The sequence below is a fragment of the Acetivibrio mesophilus genome (genome assembly GCF_004102745.1).
Taxonomy (GTDB): domain Bacteria; phylum Bacillota; class Clostridia; order Acetivibrionales; family Acetivibrionaceae; genus Hungateiclostridium; species Hungateiclostridium mesophilum.
The window spans coordinates 1-20,413 of the sequence record NZ_RLII01000003.1; the positions used below are offsets into that span (position 1 = coordinate 1).

14 protein-coding genes and 4 tRNA genes are annotated in these 20,413 nt (G+C 37.2%); 7 read left to right on the forward strand and 11 right to left on the reverse strand.

The genetic code is table 11. From position 1 onward, the window contains the following. Positions 1-274 precede the first annotated feature (274 nt). From EFD62_RS03735 to EFD62_RS03745, 3 genes are all read left to right on the forward strand, one after another. Positions 275-351 (forward strand) — tRNA-Ile (locus tag EFD62_RS03735). A gap of 14 nt (positions 352-365) precedes the next feature. Further along, positions 366-441 (forward strand) — tRNA-Phe (locus tag EFD62_RS03740). A 62-nt stretch (positions 442-503) separates the two neighbouring features. Next, a tRNA-Tyr gene (locus EFD62_RS03745) sits at positions 504-588 on the forward strand. Positions 589-662: 74 nt separating this feature from the next. Here EFD62_RS03745 and murD read toward each other — a convergent pair. After that, on the reverse strand, positions 663-2,063 hold the full coding sequence (murD, locus tag EFD62_RS03750) for a UDP-N-acetylmuramoyl-L-alanine--D-glutamate ligase (protein ID WP_128705763.1): 1,401 nt from the start codon (positions 2,061-2,063) through the stop codon (positions 663-665). Positions 2,064-2,164: 101 nt separating this feature from the next. After that, positions 2,165-2,704, reverse strand: coding sequence for a nucleotidyltransferase domain-containing protein (locus EFD62_RS03755; RefSeq protein WP_069193451.1), 540 nt, complete (start codon positions 2,702-2,704; stop codon positions 2,165-2,167). 337 nt (positions 2,705-3,041) lie between these two features. Here EFD62_RS03755 and EFD62_RS03760 point away from each other — a divergent pair. Next, a tRNA-Leu gene (locus EFD62_RS03760) sits at positions 3,042-3,128 on the forward strand. A gap of 329 nt (positions 3,129-3,457) precedes the next feature. On the opposite strand, the gene EFD62_RS03765 is transcribed toward EFD62_RS03760, so the two are convergent. The 9 genes from EFD62_RS03765 to EFD62_RS03805 all read right to left on the reverse strand — a co-directional run bounded on the left by EFD62_RS03765 (position 3,458) and on the right by EFD62_RS03805 (position 16,929). Next, the gene (locus EFD62_RS03765; RefSeq protein WP_069193450.1) at positions 3,458-5,722 is read right to left on the reverse strand and encodes a methyl-accepting chemotaxis protein; all 2,265 of its coding nucleotides are present in this window, start codon (positions 5,720-5,722) and stop codon (positions 3,458-3,460) included. Between the two features lie 68 nt (positions 5,723-5,790). After that, complete coding sequence (locus EFD62_RS03770) at positions 5,791-7,131, reverse strand: ABC transporter substrate-binding protein (RefSeq protein ID WP_128705764.1); 1,341 nt, start codon at positions 7,129-7,131, stop codon at positions 5,791-5,793. 401 nt (positions 7,132-7,532) lie between these two features. Continuing rightward, the gene (locus EFD62_RS03775; RefSeq protein ID WP_128705765.1) at positions 7,533-8,078 is read right to left on the reverse strand and encodes a hypothetical protein; all 546 of its coding nucleotides are present in this window, start codon (positions 8,076-8,078) and stop codon (positions 7,533-7,535) included. A gap of 180 nt (positions 8,079-8,258) precedes the next feature. After that, positions 8,259-9,800, reverse strand: coding sequence for a rhomboid family protein (locus EFD62_RS03780; RefSeq protein ID WP_069193446.1), 1,542 nt, complete (start codon positions 9,798-9,800; stop codon positions 8,259-8,261). Positions 9,801-10,020: 220 nt separating this feature from the next. After that, the gene (locus EFD62_RS03785; RefSeq protein WP_069193445.1) at positions 10,021-11,772 is read right to left on the reverse strand and encodes a cellulase family glycosylhydrolase; all 1,752 of its coding nucleotides are present in this window, start codon (positions 11,770-11,772) and stop codon (positions 10,021-10,023) included. Between the two features lie 299 nt (positions 11,773-12,071). Then, positions 12,072-12,692, reverse strand: coding sequence for a regulatory protein RecX (locus tag EFD62_RS03790; protein ID WP_069193444.1), 621 nt, complete (start codon positions 12,690-12,692; stop codon positions 12,072-12,074). A 209-nt stretch (positions 12,693-12,901) separates the two neighbouring features. Further along, entirely contained in the window at positions 12,902-13,954 is a 1,053-nt protein-coding gene (gene recA / locus EFD62_RS03795; RefSeq protein WP_069193443.1) for a recombinase RecA, read from the reverse strand. 100 nt (positions 13,955-14,054) lie between these two features. Then, positions 14,055-15,632, reverse strand: coding sequence for a murein biosynthesis integral membrane protein MurJ (murJ, locus tag EFD62_RS03800; RefSeq protein ID WP_069193442.1), 1,578 nt, complete (start codon positions 15,630-15,632; stop codon positions 14,055-14,057). 55 nt (positions 15,633-15,687) lie between these two features. Further along, positions 15,688-16,929, reverse strand: coding sequence for a competence/damage-inducible protein A (locus tag EFD62_RS03805; protein WP_128705766.1), 1,242 nt, complete (start codon positions 16,927-16,929; stop codon positions 15,688-15,690). A 235-nt stretch (positions 16,930-17,164) separates the two neighbouring features. On the opposite strand from EFD62_RS03805, the gene EFD62_RS03810 reads away from it, so the two are divergent. The 3 genes from EFD62_RS03810 to EFD62_RS03820 all read left to right on the forward strand — a co-directional run bounded on the left by EFD62_RS03810 (position 17,165) and on the right by EFD62_RS03820 (position 20,397). Continuing rightward, the gene (locus EFD62_RS03810; protein ID WP_128705767.1) at positions 17,165-18,115 is read left to right on the forward strand and encodes an L-lactate dehydrogenase; all 951 of its coding nucleotides are present in this window, start codon (positions 17,165-17,167) and stop codon (positions 18,113-18,115) included. 133 nt (positions 18,116-18,248) lie between these two features. Further along, a complete protein-coding gene (locus EFD62_RS03815) occupies positions 18,249-19,205 on the forward strand; it encodes an AAA family ATPase (RefSeq protein WP_069193439.1) in 957 nt (318 codons plus the stop codon). A gap of 70 nt (positions 19,206-19,275) precedes the next feature. Then, positions 19,276-20,397 (forward strand): DUF58 domain-containing protein, encoded by a 1,122-nt coding sequence (locus EFD62_RS03820; RefSeq protein WP_235832560.1) that lies wholly within the window; start codon positions 19,276-19,278, stop codon positions 20,395-20,397. Positions 20,398-20,413 lie beyond the last annotated feature (16 nt).

Sequence of the window (20,413 nt, forward strand, 5' to 3'; positions counted from 1 at the left end):
GGTATTCTCTTTAGTAAGAGCCATAGCGATAACCTCCGTATGTGTTTTGTGGACACAAATATCATACTAGGTTTCTCGCTGTGGTTCTACTTTTTTTGCCCTGTTGCATTTAATTTTACAATGAACCTAAAATTATAGTATATTATTTTTGCAAAAAATCTCTTGACTTATTTGGGGATTTCAATTATACTATTCATTGCCGCCGAAAAAAGCTTTACTGAATATTAACTTCATTGCTTTTTGTCGGAAATTATTTTATGGAAATGATTAGCAAGGGCCTTTAGCTCAGTTGGTTAGAGCAACCGGCTCATAACCGGTTGGTCCGGGGTTCGAGTCCCTGAAGGCCCACCACAAATAAATATTTCGCCCAGATAGCTCAGTCGGTAGAGCAGAGGACTGAAAATCCTCGTGTCGCTGGTTCGATTCCGGCTCTGGGCACCAGAATATTTGGCTAGGTTATTTAGCAAGTACTATAAGTAAGTTTTCAAATTAATATTATATATGGAGGGGTTCCCGAGTGGCCAAAGGGGGCAGACTGTAAATCTGTTGTCTCTGACTTCGATGGTTCGAATCCATCTCCCTCCACCAAAAATGGTTAGAGCATATGCTCTAACCATTTCTTATATCCTGCCCTTGGCTTTTCTGGCATTTGTTTATTCTTGCTAAGCCTTAATTGAATTAACAATTTCCTTAAACTTATTGCCTCTTTCCTCAAAACTTTTAAACATATCAAAGCTGGCACTTGCCGGAGATAGAGTTATTATATCCCCACTAGAAGCAATGCTATAGGCCGTTTGAACAGCTTCCTCAAGGGAACTGCATTTGTAGAGAGGAATATCTGAGCCTTTTTCTGTCCTTTCCGTCTCATCCTTTAATGCTTTTTCAATCTTAGGAGCTGTCTGCCCAATTAAGACAAGGCACTTCACCTTTTCTGCAATTACTGGCCCTAAGTCATCATAGGGTATTTTTTTATCATAACCGCCAGCTATCAGAATCACTTTATCTCTAAAGGAATTCAACCCTGCAATCGTTCTCGTTGGGCTACTTGCTATAGAGTCATTATAAAATTTTACACCGTTAAGCTCCCTTACAAGTTCAATCCTGTGTTCAACACCGGTAAAGGTCGTTGCTACCCTTTTGATAATATCACTGTCAACATAATCTACTACTGCAGCAGTAGCCGCAAGAAAATTCTCTATGTTGTGGACTCCCGGAATAATAATATCATTAGCCTCTACAATTTCAGTCACCGATTCACCGTCTTTATAAATCAGCATATCATCCCTTAACATTGCACCCTGCTCAAGATTACTTTTCCTGCTGAAATAGACTACCTTCCCTTGGGCCTCATTTGCAAATCCCCGGGTAATGTCATTGTCAAAATTCAATACAAGCTTATCCCTCGCCGACTGGTGAGTAAAAATATTCTTTTTGGCAAACACATACTCATCCATGGATTTATGTATGTCCAAGTGGTTGGGCGAAACATTTGTTACAACTGCTATATGAGGACTCTTTGTCATGGTATGCAGTTGAAAGCTGCTTAGCTCCAACACAACTTTGTCCGTATCCTTTATTTCATCAATTTTACTTAATAAAGGTATGCCTATATTTCCGCCCAGCCAGCAATTATAGCCCTGCTCCTTAAGCATATTATATATAAGCGTAGTGGTTGTGGTCTTCCCATCACTGCCAGTCACAGCAAAAATCTGTGCCGGACAAAGCTCAAAAAAGACTTCCATCTCCGAGGTTATCTCGGTCCCTTCCTCCTTTGCAGCCAAAATCTGAGGAATATCATACCGCATACCTGGAGTCCTAAAAAGCAGGTCAAAGCCTCTCAAATTATCAAGATAGCCTTCACCTAGACTATATTTAATATCCATATCTTTAAATGCTTCCAATGTCGTCTTTAGCTTGGTTTCATCCGATTTATCAAAAGCTGTGATATCTGCTCCGAGATTGTACAGATACGAAATTAACGGAGTATGGCTTATTCCTATACCCAGCACAGCAACTTTTTTATTTCTTATTCTATTTTTAAAGTCATTCAATTTGCTGTTCAAAACATTTCCTCCAATTTTTCATCTCAAGTATATTATATGGTGTAAACACATATAAGATTATAAATAAAATATACTTGATTTAATTTTTTAATATAAAATAATTATAGTTTTCTTCGATTATTGCGGTACTTATAATGCATTAGTGTCTTGTCAAATTTTCTTTCCCACTTTTCCGATCCGATTTTTTTAGAAAACTCTATACACTGCCTCAGGAACATCTCTTCACTTTTCATCTTATTATTTGACATTCTTTCCCGTATAGACATAAAAGTGCCGTATCTATCATAAAGAATGATATTCTCACGGCATATCATATACAAAAATGTTCCCACCATTTCATCCTTGTATAGTATTTCCTCAAATATTTCCGGAGTGTACGTCAGAACATTGACATTTAGATACTTCTCTCTTAGAAGCTCCAGCTTGACAGTTTCATTGAACAATATAAATTTATCGAGGGATGTCTCATTATTTGATAAGATTAGGAATTCATATACACTTTGCGAGGTATTGTCCCCTTTTGCTCTGGCCCCATACAAAACAATACTCATTAGTTTTACATCGACTCTTTCCGAACACTGTTCCATTATGTCTAAAATGCGCTTCAAACCCCTGTCGTTTACAAGACTTAAGCTTCTCATTAAAATGCCCTCCCCATAATAACCAATTATTCGGATTCATATTCTTATTATATATTGCATAAATAGCATAAAAGTCTGGACAACCATAAGTTAATTTCGCAACAAAGCTCATAACAGAACCGGGTACAGAATCTTAAATCTACATGTCCTGTTTTGGATTGAGAAAGTACAGTAATTTTTTATTATTACATTGGAACAATTTACTGTATTCGATAGTTACAATATTACCACATTTTTCAGCCTATGCCTAGACTTTTTTTTATTTTATCGAAAATATAAAAATTTCTACTTGCATTATTATGATTTATAATGTAAAATATTTATTGCACTTGTAAATGCGAGGATGGCGGAACTGGCAGACGCGCTAGATTCAGGTTCTAGTGGCCGCAAGGTTGTGAGGGTTCAAATCCCTTTCCTCGCACCAAATAGAGTCTCAAGATTTAAAAATGAGTAGCTTATTGCTACTCATTTTTCTGTTTTGGCCTCTTAGAATGAAATGAAAGAGGCAAAAGCAAAGGGACTCGATGTTCCGAGCTTTTATTTATAAAGCATCCTTCAAAAAAACTCTGCCAATCACGGCAAACACAAAAAAGAGCCTGTTATGGCTCCAGTATAGAATATTAAATTTATATAAAAGGTTTTCCCTTTATATAAATATTACCTGATAGTTATTAAAAACTTATGAACAATCTATTAATAATTTATAAACCTTAGAAAATAACAACAACCTTACCAAACTTTACTAAGGTAAAATTACTGATGCGTATCAATCTTAAATATTGACATAGTTTCATTAAGCTCTTGGGCCATTTTGTTTAGCTGATCTGCATACTCTAAGAGTTCTTCGGCACCCATCAGCTGTTCCCGAGAATTTGAAGATACATTCTGTGACGTTGCGGCTGCCTCCTCAGACAAGACCGAAATACTTGTCAATGCATTCTTTACCATTTCATTTAATGATGCAATATCCTTTACCGAATTATCCACATTATTAATTTGATTGGAGATATCCGCCATTCCCTCTCGTATGGTCTTAAATGCATTATCTGTCTGGATTACCGACTCCAACTGCTGACCTATTATATGACTGGTGCTGTTGGCATAATCCACTGTGGACTCGGTCTTTCGCTGTATTGTATTCAATATATTGTTTATTATATTTGATGCATCCTTTGTACGATTTGCGAGCTTTTTTACTTCGGAAGCCACCACAGCAAATCCTTTTCCTGCTTCCCCTGCTCTGGCTGCTTCAATAGTAGCATTTAATGCAAGCAGTTTTGTTTGCCCGGATATATCCAGAATCATCTTTATAATCTTCTTTATTTCCTTCATGTCGTTATTAAGGGACGTGATATCATAAATTATCTTGTTTGTTACCTCTTTTGTCTCAATAGATTTATTTTTTAGTTCTTCAACAACTACAAGGGCGGTTTCACTCAGCATATGGGTATTATTCGCAATATCGGATACAAGGGTAGTTTTGCCTTCAACCTCCTTTACTCCGTCATACAGTTTATCCATGCAATCAACAGCATTAGAAATGTCCTCTGCCTGCTTTGCTGATCCCCGAGCTATCTCCTCCATTGTGGAAGCAATCTCCGATGTAAGACCCCTCGACCTGTTTGCCGACAACTTTATCTTTTGGGAACTGCCTAAAACATGCATTGATGATTCATTGCCTTTTAGCACTACCTTCCTTAGGTTCTCAATCATATCATTAAAGTTGTTTATAACAACACTGATCTCATCCTTGTTATTGTCGGTATCATCAACAGTAAGACAGCCGTCCCTGTTTTTCTTCATTAATCCCACGAGCTTTTGCAAAGGGGCTGAAATACTTCGGGTTATTATGAGTGACAGCAAAACAGTAATTAAGAAACAGACTATAAAGACAATAATTATCGTTGCTAAAAGATTGTTCGATTCCTTATTAAGATATGAGTATGGAATATTACTAGCCAGATACAATCCATACTGTTCCAGGTAAGTGAACGTAATCAGGCAGTTTTCATCGTTTATCGTTGCCGGGAAAGAATACATTTCTTTATCTTTGCTTATTGTCAAATTATTAATGAATTCCTCATCTTCAAATCTTACACCTATATCTATTTCTTTATTACTACTTGATACCACAACACCTTCAGCATTCACTATAAAAATTCCGGTTTCTTCTCCTAGGTCAACTTCTTTGTATTGATTAAATAAAAAATCCTCTTTCAGCACAAAAATAATATATCCTAGCTTTTTTCCTGTTCTCACGGATATGATTTTTTTAGTAATCATTGGGTAGCATTTCCTTTCACCCTGTTCATCTTCCGTAATATAAAATCTGAAATTATTAATCTCCTTTGAGCCTTCAATATCTTCAATAATTTTATCCATATCCTTGGATGCAATTATATTGTTATTGCCGTACATCGCCTCAATTTCATCATTAACTACAACTTTCATTAATTCAATATTACTACCTAGAGCACCTACCATCTGAGACATATAGATTTCCACATCGTTAATCATCTTTCTTCTGTCAAATATATTTACATCAGGTTTTGTCACATTAACTAAAACATCTTGAAAATGGGACTTCTCAGAAGAAAAATCATTAAGGAATTTCCCATACTTATCCATTTCCCTATCCAATATGCCCCCGAGTTGGTTCGTTATCTGTATCGAATAAGTACTGATTTTCGTCTTCATGGCCTCGCTGGATTTGCTATAGGATAGATAACCGGTAACTATCAAAAGTACCAGGGCAATAGAAGTGAAAGAGACAAATAATCTGGTCTGTATTCTAATATTCCTAAGAGGCGCACTTAAAAAATCAAGTATTCTATCGAACCTAACATGAGAAAACCCTCTATTAGTTATACTTTTATCCCCATTTTCACTATCTATATTATTGATTTTTTGCCAAGACTCAAGGGCACTCTTTAGTCTTGGCACCATACCTTTAATTATTTTTTTGCAAAATGCCATACTTCCTTTAAACCAATCTTTTAAACGCTTACTGAAACTCATAATAATTGCCTCCTACGTGATTAAGGTGGAAGTACCAAGTTTTCTTACATCAGCCTTGTATCAATTTATCATTCATACTCAGAATCAATAGCCCTCTGAGCCTTATCCTTAAAGTTTTTAATAAAAATATCTGCCGGAACTTTTCTTGTTATAATTTCACCGGCTATGTTTTCAAAAAGCATACCATCAAATGTAGGATATCCCTGATGCATCGATACCTTTCCCTTGTTAAGCATCTGCCTGGCTGTCTTTTTTCCTTCATCACTATTCAGAAATGAACCAATCCAGTACTCAAACCCTACCAAGTCATTATTAAATAAGTATATTTCCTCAAAAACCTTTGCTGCCACCTCAGGATACTTAGCATGTTTTGGCATTACAAATATCTTGCTTTCCTGCAGAACAGGAACAACGTAATCGGATGCTTTAGGTCCCTTCGGCATAAATACAAAGCCACACTCTTCCTTCATTGCAGTCTTGAAATCCTCTCCGTCCCAGCTCTGTCCGAAAAACATGGCAATATTACCTTCGGAAAATCTTTGAGGAGCTTCATACCAATCAGTTTCATTGGTAGCAGGAACTACAACCTTATACTTATTATACAAATCTCCAAAAAACTGAAGGGCTTCAATGGCATTTGGTTCATCAAGAGCAAAACTCGCCTTCCCGTTATCATCAATATTTATTATATTGGCATCATTCGACAAAATAAGAGGGGAATACAAGTTGTGAGCTTGAATTGCCAATCCCCACGTTTCATTTTGGCCGTCTCCATCCTCATCTCTGGTTGCTTTTTGTGCTATCTCAAGGAACTTTTCCCATGTCCACTCCCCATTCTCTTGAAGTTCATATGGGTCAGGCAATCCCAGCCTATTGAACAATTCCTTATTGTAGTAAATACCCGACAAATTCCAAGAAGCGTTACTAAATCCGTATTGCTTTCCTGCATACCTTCCTGTCTGCTTAATTATAGGTGGCCATTTAGGGTCATTAAAGTCAAAGTAGTCATCCACGGGAATTATAAGATCTGACTCAGCAAACACAGGAAGTGCCATAGTCATTTCAAACAAAGCAATATCAGCTATCGGCTCTCCTGATAGTACTGATGAAATGTATTTGCTCACAATCTGGTCCCATGCAATAGTTACATATTGAATTTTACAATTATATTTCTCTTCTGCCGCCTTATAACGCTCTATAGCCTTTCTATCCTTTGGGTTTCCATCCCACCATTGAGCAATCTTAATGGTGTAACCACCTAAGTCGAACTCTCGCCCAGGGGTATTGCTCACTTGGGGTTCTGTATTTTCCTCTGCATTTGCAGGCTGTTTATTACATCCGGCAAGAAATACAACGCCCAACAAAGCCAAAAGTGTCAATAACAACAACTTAATCGTTACGTTTTTCACACCTTTTCCTCCTTTTCAGGATAGTAAAAAACAATGAAGCAACATATAAATAACTAATCGAAACCAAATTGATTGTCAGCAGTATCAAGCAGGGTTATAATTGAAAAACAACCAAATATAAGAAGTGTCATTTTAGATTACAAACATTTACAAAATTACATTATTTATTATACCATATTTATCAGCCTCATTCAATATAATTCTTACAATCGATATTAGTGAGTATGGCAATTTATTCATATTATCATACCAAACGTTGCAGAGTAATAAAACCCGTTAAAATATAATCGGTAAAAAATCAAAAGATATTTATATTTTTATTAAAGAAAGGCTCTCCCACAAAAAAACAGACACCCGTTTCTTTAGGTGTCTGTGTTTCTTTGCCACATAATTATCCCTATCTAATTCTGTATAAAGTTCTTTACTCTGTTGCTATCTAAAGCCTTGCCCAGTTCATTGTCTATTTCCAGCGCCGTATTAAATATATATGTCAAATTAGATTGAAATCTGGAATATTCACTTTTCATCGGTAGTACAGACTTGAAAGATGTAGCAAAAATCTGGATAATTGTCATGCATATCTTCAGCTTTAGTATTCCAATATATGTATTAACCGGTTCTGCTGTAGTTTCTTTTTTTATCCTTACATCTTCATTTGCAGGAAGAAAGTCTCCCAGTTTCTGTACCATTTTGTACATCTTAAGCCTTATGTTTTCATTTAAAATCCAAGGGTCAGTATCTCCGGGCTTTCCAAATAAATGCCTTGTTTCGCTGTTAACCTGCTTTATCTCTTCCATTATCATATGCACAATATTCTCTAGATTTTTCAAGTACTCGTCAGCATCGGTAATATTGTCTAATTCGTTAATACTTCTACATAGAGAATTGTTGCAGAACGCCTCTGTAAAGCCCACAGTGCGAATTTCTTCACTAAATATACTTTCCATTTTTCCCTCCCTACCGGCATTTTTAACATTTGCAGATTCAAGAATTTGCTATGTTAAAAAGCACCAACCAAAAAATTAATTAAAATATTGCATTACATAATATAACCAATTTAATTATACTATATAAATCGTCACATAGCATTAAATATATTACATAAATAATAGTACAAAAGTACAATTTTATTTCTCCTTAATTGTATTCAAAATACTATCCACCTTATTCCTTAATCTCGGTTCGATTTTTACTGCTTCTTGCAACTCTTTTTCCGCCATTTCAATATTTCCAATATCCATATACAGCATTCCAAGAAGGTAATGTCCGTTCGCAGGCTCCACATCTACCAGCATTTGAGCATGTTCCACCGCTTCATTATATTTCCCCTGGCTCGCTTCAGTAGCAGATAAATTCCACAGAGCATTAGATAATATAGTTTTGTTCTTCGGACCGATTTTAATTATTTCCTCCCCCAAATTTTCGCTCTCAGCCCAGTTTCCCTCTTCTAAAAAGCGATCCATCAATTCCAATTTTTTTAGTGATTGGTTCTGACTATTGGTAAATCCGTAATAAAGCGATAGTGACACAATTGCAGCAGCAACCGCTGTAAATGCTGCTCTTTTCCTCCAAGATCTCCTAGCGTAGGGTGTCCCGACAATCCCTGAGGCCAAGAAGCCACCTATCAATCCTCCAAAATGTCCGAAATTATCAATTTGAGGGATTGAAAAACCGTACACAATATTAATTACAAGGGTTATTAATATACTTTTTCCAAAACCCCTTTTAAACAATGCCGGATGCTCAATTCCATAATAAATCAATGTACCCAGCAAACCAAATATTGCCCCCGATGCCCCTACCGACGGTGCTAATGAGAACATAAAGCTAACTATACTCCCCATTAGCCCGGAAATAATATATATAAACAAAAACCTGCCTCTACCCATCAATTTTTCAACTGTAGTTCCTAAAATATAAAGAGAATAAGAATTCACCAGAAGATGGGTAATACCATTGTGCAAAAACACAGGAGTTAAAAATCTCCAGTATTCTCCCAGCATTATATGAGTATTTTCCTTTGCTCCAAAATATATGAGCAGGCTGGACGAATTGACTCCTCTAGTTCTAGCATATATTTCCAACAAAAGCCAAACAACAATATTAATCGCAATGAGAACATAGGTTATCCGTGGCTTTTGGGTTTTTATATCAATTCTGTATTCATTTTGCTTTTTATCTATCAATTCCTTGTAATCAATATTGCCGTAATCACTGTCAAAGCCCTTGTTGAGCAAATATTTGATTTCATTATCAATACCATAGGCTGTACGGGGAAAACTATAGTATTTGACAAGTTCTTTCTTTTCAATATTTACACTCATACAGCATAAATAGCTTCCATTCAATCCTTTGTTATATTCCTCTGATGACAAAATCTCAAGTTTTTCCTTGGGCAAATCCGATGAAAAGAAAAAAACTTTAAAAGAATAGCTGTTGGATCCCTCTTTTATTTGCTCCTGCCTTATTCTGTTCATTTCAAGCCCTCTTTTAATTTGCTCCGGTGTCATAAAATCCCCGTTTATAAGCTCTACAATGACATAGCCTTCAGGACCGTATTTCTGAAGCAATGCCATATTTTCACTTACAATGACATCTCCATTTGTGTCCATAGCAGGAATATAGTTTTCTCTTTCAATCAATACTCTGCTTAGTGTTTTTATAATCAATCCCTTGTTCTCCTTTCAATTCATTGATCCTACTTATCATTATAAATTACTCCTTCTTATTTTCCTACCTTTTCATGTTGATTATTTATTCAATTGTTCCTTCGCTTTTGACTCTTTCATTTCACTCTACGAGGCTAAGCAAAAACGATGATGATCACAATATGTAATCATCACCGTTTATTAATTCATAAATTATTGCAGCATTTAATTATTTTTTAAATTAGAATTCGGTTATAATCTGCAGAAGATACCTTTTTAACAGTGTAAGGTCCGATGAATTGATCTTTCCATCATTGTTAAGGTCTGCCACATAATCATCTTCGATAGGCAAGTCCGTAATAATCTTTAGAATATATCTCTTCAAATAAGTTAAATCTGTCGAATTGATCTTCCCATCACCATTAAGGTCACCTTTTGTTCCATAGGTCGGAGTCGGTTTTGGAGTAGGATCTACAGGCCCTTGACCGGTAAATACCGTACAAAGCTTCGAAGTCTCTTTTAATCCGTTTGGACCATTTACAACAATATCCCCCCACTCTGTCAGACTTGTTCCAGCCCAGTCATATGAAAGATCGAGGTATTCGACACCTCCTCCGTTACCCTTCCATGACCATGCAAGCCAACCCACATTCTTCTCCTGACAATAACTCATAATAGTAGCTTCATCAACATCTCCGTCTGTATGCTTCCACCCAAACTCACCGATGCAAAGGGCCAATCCCTGATTGATTACTCCGTCAATATTGCTCTTTACCATAGCTGCATTTCCACCGGAGTACTCATAGAAGTGTATTGAAAACATTGTGTTTTTTAGTGGATCTGCCTCAAATACATCCTTTCCATAATCATGGATTGATTGAGGATACTGTCCCCATCCGGCACTGTCTACCATTATTGTATGAGTAAGGCCTGCATTTCTGATTATAGGAATAGCCTTTTTATAACCATCGGCCCATGCCTGGCCTCCCCAGCTTCCAAACCATTCGTTGGCAATGTTGATAATTACTCTGTCTTCCTTGCCTATCAGAGCGTCCTTTATTTCAACAAAATATTTTGCTGAATCAAGCAGAGGCTGTTCCTGATCCACTCCAAGGCCATCATGAACTTCCAATACCGCAACCATTTTGTATTGCTCGCACAGTTCGAGAATTCTCCTAACAGAAGATATATCATCCTTTTGCCATTTGGTACCGTTTGAGAGAACTATTCTGACAGCATTGCAGCCTGCTTTTGCAAGGGCCGGAATAGTAGTCTCAAGTTCTGTTTTAAACCATGTATGGGCATGGTTTACACCTCTCATTACAAAAGGATATCCGTTTGCATCAAACAGGTGACCGTCCTGTATTTTAAACTGTCCCGGTGCCGGGATAGGTGATGGATTTGGATTGTATGTATTGCCTGAAGTAGGTTCTCCAATACTCCAGTCTGTAAAGATAACTTTACCCGTTACTTGATTGCCCATAATCTTAATAACAATTTTCTTAACATCGTCAACATCGGAAATATTGGAAATATTCATCCAGTTGCTAGCCTCCGTTTTCCACACAGCATCCTTGAGACTCACAGACACTTCTTTTGACCTACCTGCCGGTACAGAAATTGTAGGAGATTCATGCCAATACCATTTTGGTCCGGTACATATTCCCACGCCGATTTGAATCTCTGCTGTGTTTGGATTTTTCACCGTAAAGTTTATTGCCTCATAATCTGTCCAATCTTCATTCAACGGCACTGCTTGTTCTCCCGCTACGGTAGTTGCTGTTCCTGCTGCATAATCTGAGTAGTTAATATTTTGAAAGCTAACCTCAAGGCTGTCATCTGCTACTTTTACTCCTGTTGTACCCTTAAAGTCCTTTGGATCCACCCAGGAATAACCTCCAAAGGTACCTTCGGCAGCGGCGCATATTCCGGCCACGCCAAAAATGCCTGTTAACAATAACATAATACACAACAACACACTGATCTTTTTCATTTTCTCCTCACCTTTCTATAAAATAATATTTTTTTGTCAACACAAGAATCAATGTGTATATTCTGCAATATTCAAAACCAATGCAAAATGCTTATTGCAAAATATATAGGAAAAATATCGAATTAAATGCACTTTTCGAACCTAGGTGCAATTTATAGTTATATCTCAAGTCGAATCCCATATCATGTAATATATCATGTTTTATTTGAAAAATAAAGTGATTTTTCAGATTTGTAATAATATTTAATAGAAATATTTCTTCCCAAGATAATAAATAATGTTAATTTAGAAATGTTAGTTTAATCGGAATCTGTTATCCTTCGTAAAACCCCTTTTATATCTTCAAAATCAAACCCTCTGTGCAACAAAAAAGAGTATATCTTTCTTTCAATTTTAGGTTCTTTCATATCATACTTCCCAAATTTCTTTCTTATTAATCTCTCTATCACAACATCTTCATCAAAATCCAGTTCCCCCAAAACCTGATCTGAAATTTCATTGGATACTCCTTTTTTGCTAAGCTCCATTTTCAACATCTTTTTGCCTTTGGGTTTTAGCTTTATCCTATCATAGACATACTTCTGTGCAAATATCATATCGTTAATATATCCCATGGATTTCAACTCGTTTACTACATCTAAAATTACATGCTCATCGTACCCGTCGTTTCGAAGCTTCGCCGACAGCTCCGCCTCCGTCATATATTTATAAGATAGATATTTAATTGCTTTATACTTTGCACTTTTTTGAGTAATAGTATTCTTGATTTCTTCAATTTCGTCACTTGACAACTCTTTTTTGTCATAAAGACATAAACGAAGATAGTCTTCTTCGGGTATTGAAAAAGCATACTCTTCGTCTACGAAAACAGAAAGCATTCCCCGGTTCTTATTATCCTTTTCTACAGAAGTAATTATCATACCAATCACCAAAACAGTCTTTTCCTGAAGAATGAAAAATATCCTTGCTTTATTTTAATTATACAATAAAGTACTTCATAAAATCTATATATGTTGCCAAAAAGAATGTGCAGACTTAGAAGATGCTAAATATAGGTGCATATCATATGATATGCACCCTAAAAACAATAAGCTCAAGTTATATCGCCTGTACGCTTATTAATTTTGCACTATTCCTCATCTTCCAAATCTATTTCATCATCATCTTTTGCAACATGGGCATCGATACTCATCAGAAATGCCTGATTATAGTTTTCTCTGATCTTTGATTCTATTTCGTTTAGAATTTCAGTGTTTTCTCTAAGGAACTGCTTTGAATTCTCCCTACCCTGTCCAATCTTTTGCCCGTTGTAGGAGAACCATGCACCACTTTTACTCACAATATCAAGATTCACTGCAACATCCAGAATATTGCCTTCCTTTGAAATACCCTGACCGTAAATAATATCAAACTCCGCTTCTTTAAAAGGAGGAGCAACTTTGTTTTTTACAACCTTAACCTTTGTCCTGTTTCCAATTATCTCATTACCCTGTTTGATGGACTCTATCCTTCTGACATCAAGTCTGACCGAAGAATAGAATTTGAGAGCTCGTCCTCCCGGTGTAGTTTCAGGATTACCGAACATAATCCCTACTTTTTCTCTCAACTGGTTTATAAATATTGCCGTCGTCTTGGATTTGTTAATAACACCGGAAAGCTTTCTTAATGCCTGGGACATAAGTCTTGCTTGAAGACCGACATGAGCATCTCCCATTTCACCGTCTATTTCAGCTTTGGGCACTAAAGCCGCAACTGAGTCAATTACAATAACATCAATAGCTCCGCTTCTTACAAGGGCCTCTGCAATTTCCAAAGCCTGCTCTCCAGTATCCGGCTGTGAAACAATAAGATTATCTATGTTGACTCCCAGGTTCTTTGCGTACACTGGATCCAAAGCATGCTCGGCATCTATAAAGGCTGCTTCACCGCCTGCTTTTTGCGCCTCAGCAACAATATGCAAAGCAACTGTCGTCTTACCTGATGATTCAGGACCAAATATTTCAACTATTCTTCCCCTTGGCACCCCTCCGACTCCCAGTGCTACATCAAGACCCAAAGCACCGGTAGGAATGGTCTCTATATTCATATGGGTGTTCTCACCCAACTTCATAACTGCTCCTTTACCAAATTGCTTTTCTATTTGTCCTAAAACCATCTCAAGAGCCTTTTTCTTCTCAATCATCTAATCATCCTCCTATATGTCGAACATGTGTTCTTAATTATTATACATTAATGAAATCATATAGTCAATAACTTTTGAATTATTTTACACACAATTTATCCTATTTTCTGACTATTTTATTAAGCTTTGACACCACCATATCCTTAAAATATATTGCCTCCTCCACCCGGAGCATAAGCACAGCAATAAAATACACCAGCGTTCCTGCGGCTATTTGAAAGAGCAGATTTGAAAGTTGCATAACCTTAGAGCTCGTATCTACTGCAATATAAGTGTTTGTTATAAAAAGAACCGCACCCATTATCAGCGCCGAAGGAATAACCTTCAAAAGAAATTTCAAAAGCCTGTCCAGATAAATCCCTTTCATTTTCATATTGAGGATGGTCAAAAGAAGAAAAGCATTTAATGCGCTAGCAAGGGAATAAGCCAGTGCCATTCCTGCCACCCCCAGATTAGTCGCTTTATAAAAGGTAATACTCAAAAGTATATTAATTATTATAGTACTTCCCCCAATCAAAAGAGGAGTAAGAGTATCATTAAGCGCATAAAAAGCCCTGTTTATTATAGTAACAATGGACTGGCTCAATAGGGCAATGGAAAAAAACATCAGAACATTTCCAGCAACACTGACGGCTCCCTCATCAAATCGATTTGTAAATTTAAATATGGTTCTGATTATCGGCTCTCTCAATACAATAAATCCGATACCCGATGGTATGGTAAAAAACAGTACTGTTTTTATCCCCTTCATAAGAGTGTTCTTATACTCGTCCACCTCTCCCATCGCAATGTTTGAAGATAGCGAAGGCAACATAGCAATACCCATACCTTGGGCAAACACACCATAGGGAAGCTGCCAGGTTCTGTCCCCGATATTCAGTGCTGTTGCCCCACCAACTCCAAACAACGTTGCAAAGGTACCGGTAATAACCGCATTTATCTGCACAGTGGCCGAAGATATCAAGGAAGGTATGGCAAGCTTGAACAGCTTCTTTGATCCCTGATGCTTTAAATAAAATTTAAATCTGTAATGTTTGAGATTCTTTATCGCAAAAGACAACTGAAACAGAAAATAAATCAGCGCGCTTATCATTACCCCAAAGGCAACGCCCCTGACTCCCCATTTGCTATTGGAAAATACAATTATGCTCACAGCACTCCCAATATTATAAAGTGACGGTCCATATGCTGCAGCGGCAAACCTGTTATAAGAGTTCAAAACTCCGTTGCAAAGTCCCGCCATCATAAGAAACGCAACCGAAGGAAAAAGTATCCTTAACAGGTCAACGGTGAGCTGTTTTTGAGCATCACTTTCAAACCCAACAGCAATCAGCGAAACCAGTTGAGGTGCAAAAAAGATTCCCAAAAAGCACATCATGATCATAGCAACAATAACAACATTTATGAAAGTGCCTACCACTTTCCATCCCGTCTCTTCATCATCTCGGGCAATATAACCGGACAAAATAGGAATAAGGGCTGCAGATACTGCCCCTCCAACCAGCATATCATACATTAGACCAGTGATTCTGAAGGCAATAGTATAAGCATCCCCCGCTTCATTAACCCCTATTAGGTTCGGTACAAGCATTTCTCTTATAAAACCGGTGATTCTGCTTACTACAATAGATGACATTACGATAAGAGCAGCACCGGTAAGTTTTTTATTCTTTCCCAAATCGTGTATCCCCCCGGATTCTTCATTTGTTCTTTTTTATTTTAGCGTAAGGTTCCTATCCTTTCAGACCCATTACATACTTTCTTATCATATCAAAAGCGTTGAGTACTGTCATGTTTCTTATTCTACTCCTGTTTCCGGCCAATCTCAGCTCCCTTATTTCTGTCCCCGAATTATGGGCAAGGGCAATATAGACCAAGCCTATCGGCTTCTCGTCAGTGCCTCCCTCAGGACCTGCAATACCCGTAACCGATAGTCCAATATCTGTCGATGCCATTTTCCTGACACCTTCAGCCATCTCGGCCGCAGTTTGACTGCTGACGGCACCGAATTTATCCAAAGTCTCAGGTCGAACCCCGAGGTTTTCCATCTTAGATTCATTGCTATAGGATATAATACCTCTCATAAAAACCTTTGATATTCCAGGCATATCGGTGAGCGTTGCGGAAATTAGCCCACCGGTGCAGGACTCGGCCGTTGATATTGTAATGTTGTTGTCTAGAAGCATTTTCGATGCTACATACTCTAGTTCCTCATCTTCCGTACTGTACAATGCGTCCTTCAGCCTTGAAGCTATCTCATTCTGGAAAGGAAGTATTTCATTGAGCCCCTCTTCTTCTGTCCTGGATTTCGAAGTAAGCCTTACAGTTACCTGTCCATCCTTTGCATAAGTTGCTATGGTGACCTTCTCCTGACTGTCGATTAAATCCAACATCAACTCTTCAAGCTGTGATTCCCCTATTCCAAATACCCTTAGAAATTTTGATACTATCTTGTATCCGGATTTTTGCTCAAGGTAAGGAATAACAGTATCATTAAACATCGGCATCATCTCCGATGGAGGACCGGGAAGCATCACCACAATTTTTCCATTGTTTTCAATAATACAGCCCGGGGCTGTGCCGTTATTATTTCTAACCACTATACAGTCTTCCGGCAGATATGCCTGCTTGGCATTATTGTCCGTCATCTTCCGGTTTATCCTGCTAAAAAAAGCGCTAATCCGTTCAAGGCTCTCCTCATGTAAAACAAGCTTTTTGCCCAAAACTAACGAAACAGTCTCCTTTGTAAGGTCATCCTGAGTCGGGCCTAGTCCTCCGGTCATAACAACAAGATCACACCTGTTTAATGCTGTTAGAAGACTATCTTTAAGGCGGCCGGGATTATCTCCCACCACACTGTGATAATACACATTCACACCAATATCGTTTAGCTTTCTGGATATATATTGAGCATTGGTATTTACTATCTGTCCCATCAAAAGCTCGGTTCCAACCGCTAATATTTCTGCATTCATAGAAAAACCCCTTAAATTTAAACTTTTTGTAACTTATTATATCAATTAGTGTAGTAAAATAAAAGTAACAAACAACTTTGAATCAAATATTTTAATAGCGCACAACATACCTATATACTCTTTGCAGAATTCAATACTTTCACAATATGCAATCTTTAAAAATTTAATGATTTACATCCCTACGTGGGGTATAATATTCTTGGTACTAAACAAATATTCATTAAGGAGGGAAAATATGAACAACAAAGTGATTAAGAAAGTTACTGTTATCGGCGCAGGATTTGTCGGTTCCACAACCGCTTATACATTGATGCTTAGCGGGCTAATATCTGAAATTGTGTTGATAGATATAAACACAAAGAAGGCCGACGGCGAAGTTATGGATCTAAACCACGGTATGCCTTTTGTAAGACCCGTAGACATTTATCGTGGCGAGTATAAGGACTGTGTCGGATCAGATATAGTGATTATTGCTGCCGGCGCCAACCAAAAAGAAGGTGAAACGAGAATCGATCTTGTTAAAAAGAATACCGCAGTATTCAAAACCATTGTAAACGAAGTCATAAAATACAATAATGACTGTATTCTTCTGGTGGTGACAAATCCGGTTGATATTTTGACCTATGTAACTTACAAAATATCCGGTTTCCCCAAAAACAAAGTCATAGGCTCCGGAACAGTCTTAGATACCGCTCGATTCCGTTATCTCTTAAGTGAGCATGCAAAAGTGGATGCCCGAAATGTCCATGCCTATATTATCGGCGAGCACGGTGACACCGAAGTTCCTGCCTGGAGTCTTGCAAATATCGCGGGAATTCCTATGGATAGCTACTGTGATGATTGTCATCAGTGTGAGGAACAGATTTCACGGCATAAAATATATGAAAGTGTTAAAAACGCAGCTTATGAGATTATCAGCAACAAGGGCGCAACCTACTATGCTGTAGCCCTCGCCGTGAGAAGAATCGTTGAAGCTATTGTTAGAAACGAAAACTCAATACTTACAGTTTCCAGTCTGCTTGACGGTCAATACGGTCTTAGTGATGTATGTCTCAGTGTACCGACAATAGTTGGCATGAACGGGATCGAAGAAATATTAAAAGTTCCTTTGCGTGAAGAAGAGATTCAACTTCTTAGAAAGTCAGGAAATACTCTAAAAGAAATAATAAATACCCTTGACATTTGATATGTTCTCCTTTTCTTTTATGAAAAGGAGAGCTTTTATTTAGCCTCTTGGAATGAAATGAAAAATTGCATATAATTTTTTGGTATAGAACCCATTTTAATTAAAATGAGAATTATGTATAGGGGGAAAAATCATGAGCAGTTCACTTGAAATTCTAAATAAAATTGTGTCAAATATTGAAAAAGTTATTGTTGGAAAAAGGAAATCCATCGAACTTATACTGCTATCTCTTATCTGCGATGGCCATGTATTGATTGAAGATGTCCCCGGGGTCGGCAAAACCAGCATCGTATCCTCTCTCGCAAGGTCCGTAAACGCATCATTTAAAAGGATACAATTTACACCGGATATTCTTCCTTCAGACATCACAGGGTTTACCATGTATAATCAAAAGGAGGGTAAATTCGAATATCATCCCGGAAGCATTATGAGTCATATAATACTTGCAGATGAAATTAACAGAACCTCTCCAAAGACCCAGGCGAGTCTTCTTGAAGCGATGGAAGAAAAGCAGGTAACTGTTGATGGTGTAACATACAGCCTTCCTAAACCTTTCATGGTACTGGCAACTCAGAACCCCGTAGAATATCTCGGCACCTATCCCCTTCCCGAAGCCCAGCTGGATAGGTTTTTTATGAAAGTTTCAATAGGCTATCCTCAGAAATCTGAAGAATCGGAGATACTATCAAGATTCCAGGAGCAAAACCCTCTAGAATCCTTAGAACCTGTAGCTGACAGTAGCAATATATTAAATATTCAAAATGAGGTCAGAAAGGTCTATGTTGACAAATCTATTAACAATTACATAGTTGAAATAGTAAGCCGAACCAGGTCCCATTCCGATATAAGCCTAGGTTCAAGTCCAAGAGGTTCCCTTTCGTTATATAGAGCTTCTCAAGCATGGGCTATGTATAATGAAAGGAATTTTGTAATTCCCGAGGATGTCAAACTGATGTCCATACCTGTGCTTTCCCACAGGATTATACTAAAGCAGGAAGCAAGACTCAAAAAAATATCCTGTGAGGAAATAATTAATACTATAATTAAATCTGTTAGCGTTCCAACGGTGGATAAATATGGTAAAAAATAGGATTTTATATTCAATTTTATATGTTCTTTCTTTGCTATTTATATATTTTTATGGTGGCAAAATTCCTTACATGCTGTTTTATACTGTTTTCTTGTTGCCGTTTATCTCCATAGCCATAACATCTATTGCTTTTGTTAGATTCAAATATATCCAAGAGATTGATAAACGGAATGTGGTAAAGGGCGAGGTAATAAACTATACTTTCAGCATAAATAATGAGGACTTTTTTCTCTACCCATATATTAAAGTTAATTTTTACAACAACGATACAATTTTCGCAAACCAGTTTGAGGCAAGATGCTTTTCTCTTCTTCCTTTTAAGAAGAAAACCTTCAGCCATAAGCTTTGTTGCAAATACCGAGGAGATTTTCTTATTGGAGTAAAGAGCATAGAATTAGAAGACTTCCTGGGTATTGTGAAGTTTGTTCATGAACCCGTTTCAACAAAAAGTGTTACAGTGTATCCTCGTTTGGTCAAACTCGACAGCTTAAAGCTTAAGACAGACTATTTATCTGAGTCTCATGCCCTATCAAACAATCGGCTTGAGAACACCATGACCTTTTCGGATATAAGGAAGTATATATATGGTGACAGTATGAAGAGAATACACTGGAAGCTTTCTTCAAAGATGAATGAACTTCTTGTTAAAAACTTTGAAGGTTCATCTCAAGTAAGCTCCGTGATTATGCTAGATCTTAACAAAAACAGCTATACCTTTGAGCAGAACTCTGTAATTGAAGATATGCTTATAGAAGCTTCTATAGCTGTAATTAATTACTGCCTTAGCAACTGGATACCGATAAATCTTATATATTATAAAAAGGGCTTTAACGACATCGAGGCCAAAAATGCTTTACAATTTGAAGGAATCTACAATATTTTGTCCGGTATCAAATTTGAAAATGATATGAGTATAAAAGATGTACTTAATATCTATGTAAGAAACAACATATTGCAAAGGACTTCCCTACTTCTTTTTACGTCCAATTTAAATTATGAGCTCTATGATGAGATTTTCAAAACGAAGCTTATAGGTTATGATATCAATGTGGTGTATGTATGTCCAGAGTGCATTGCAAATAACGTTTCTTCTGAAGTAAATAACATCTTAAATGAGCTTTTGGAAATTGGCGTTATGGTTTATAGAATAAAAACGGAAGATGACATAAAAAATGTCCTGGAACACAGATAAACATTTTTGCTTAAAG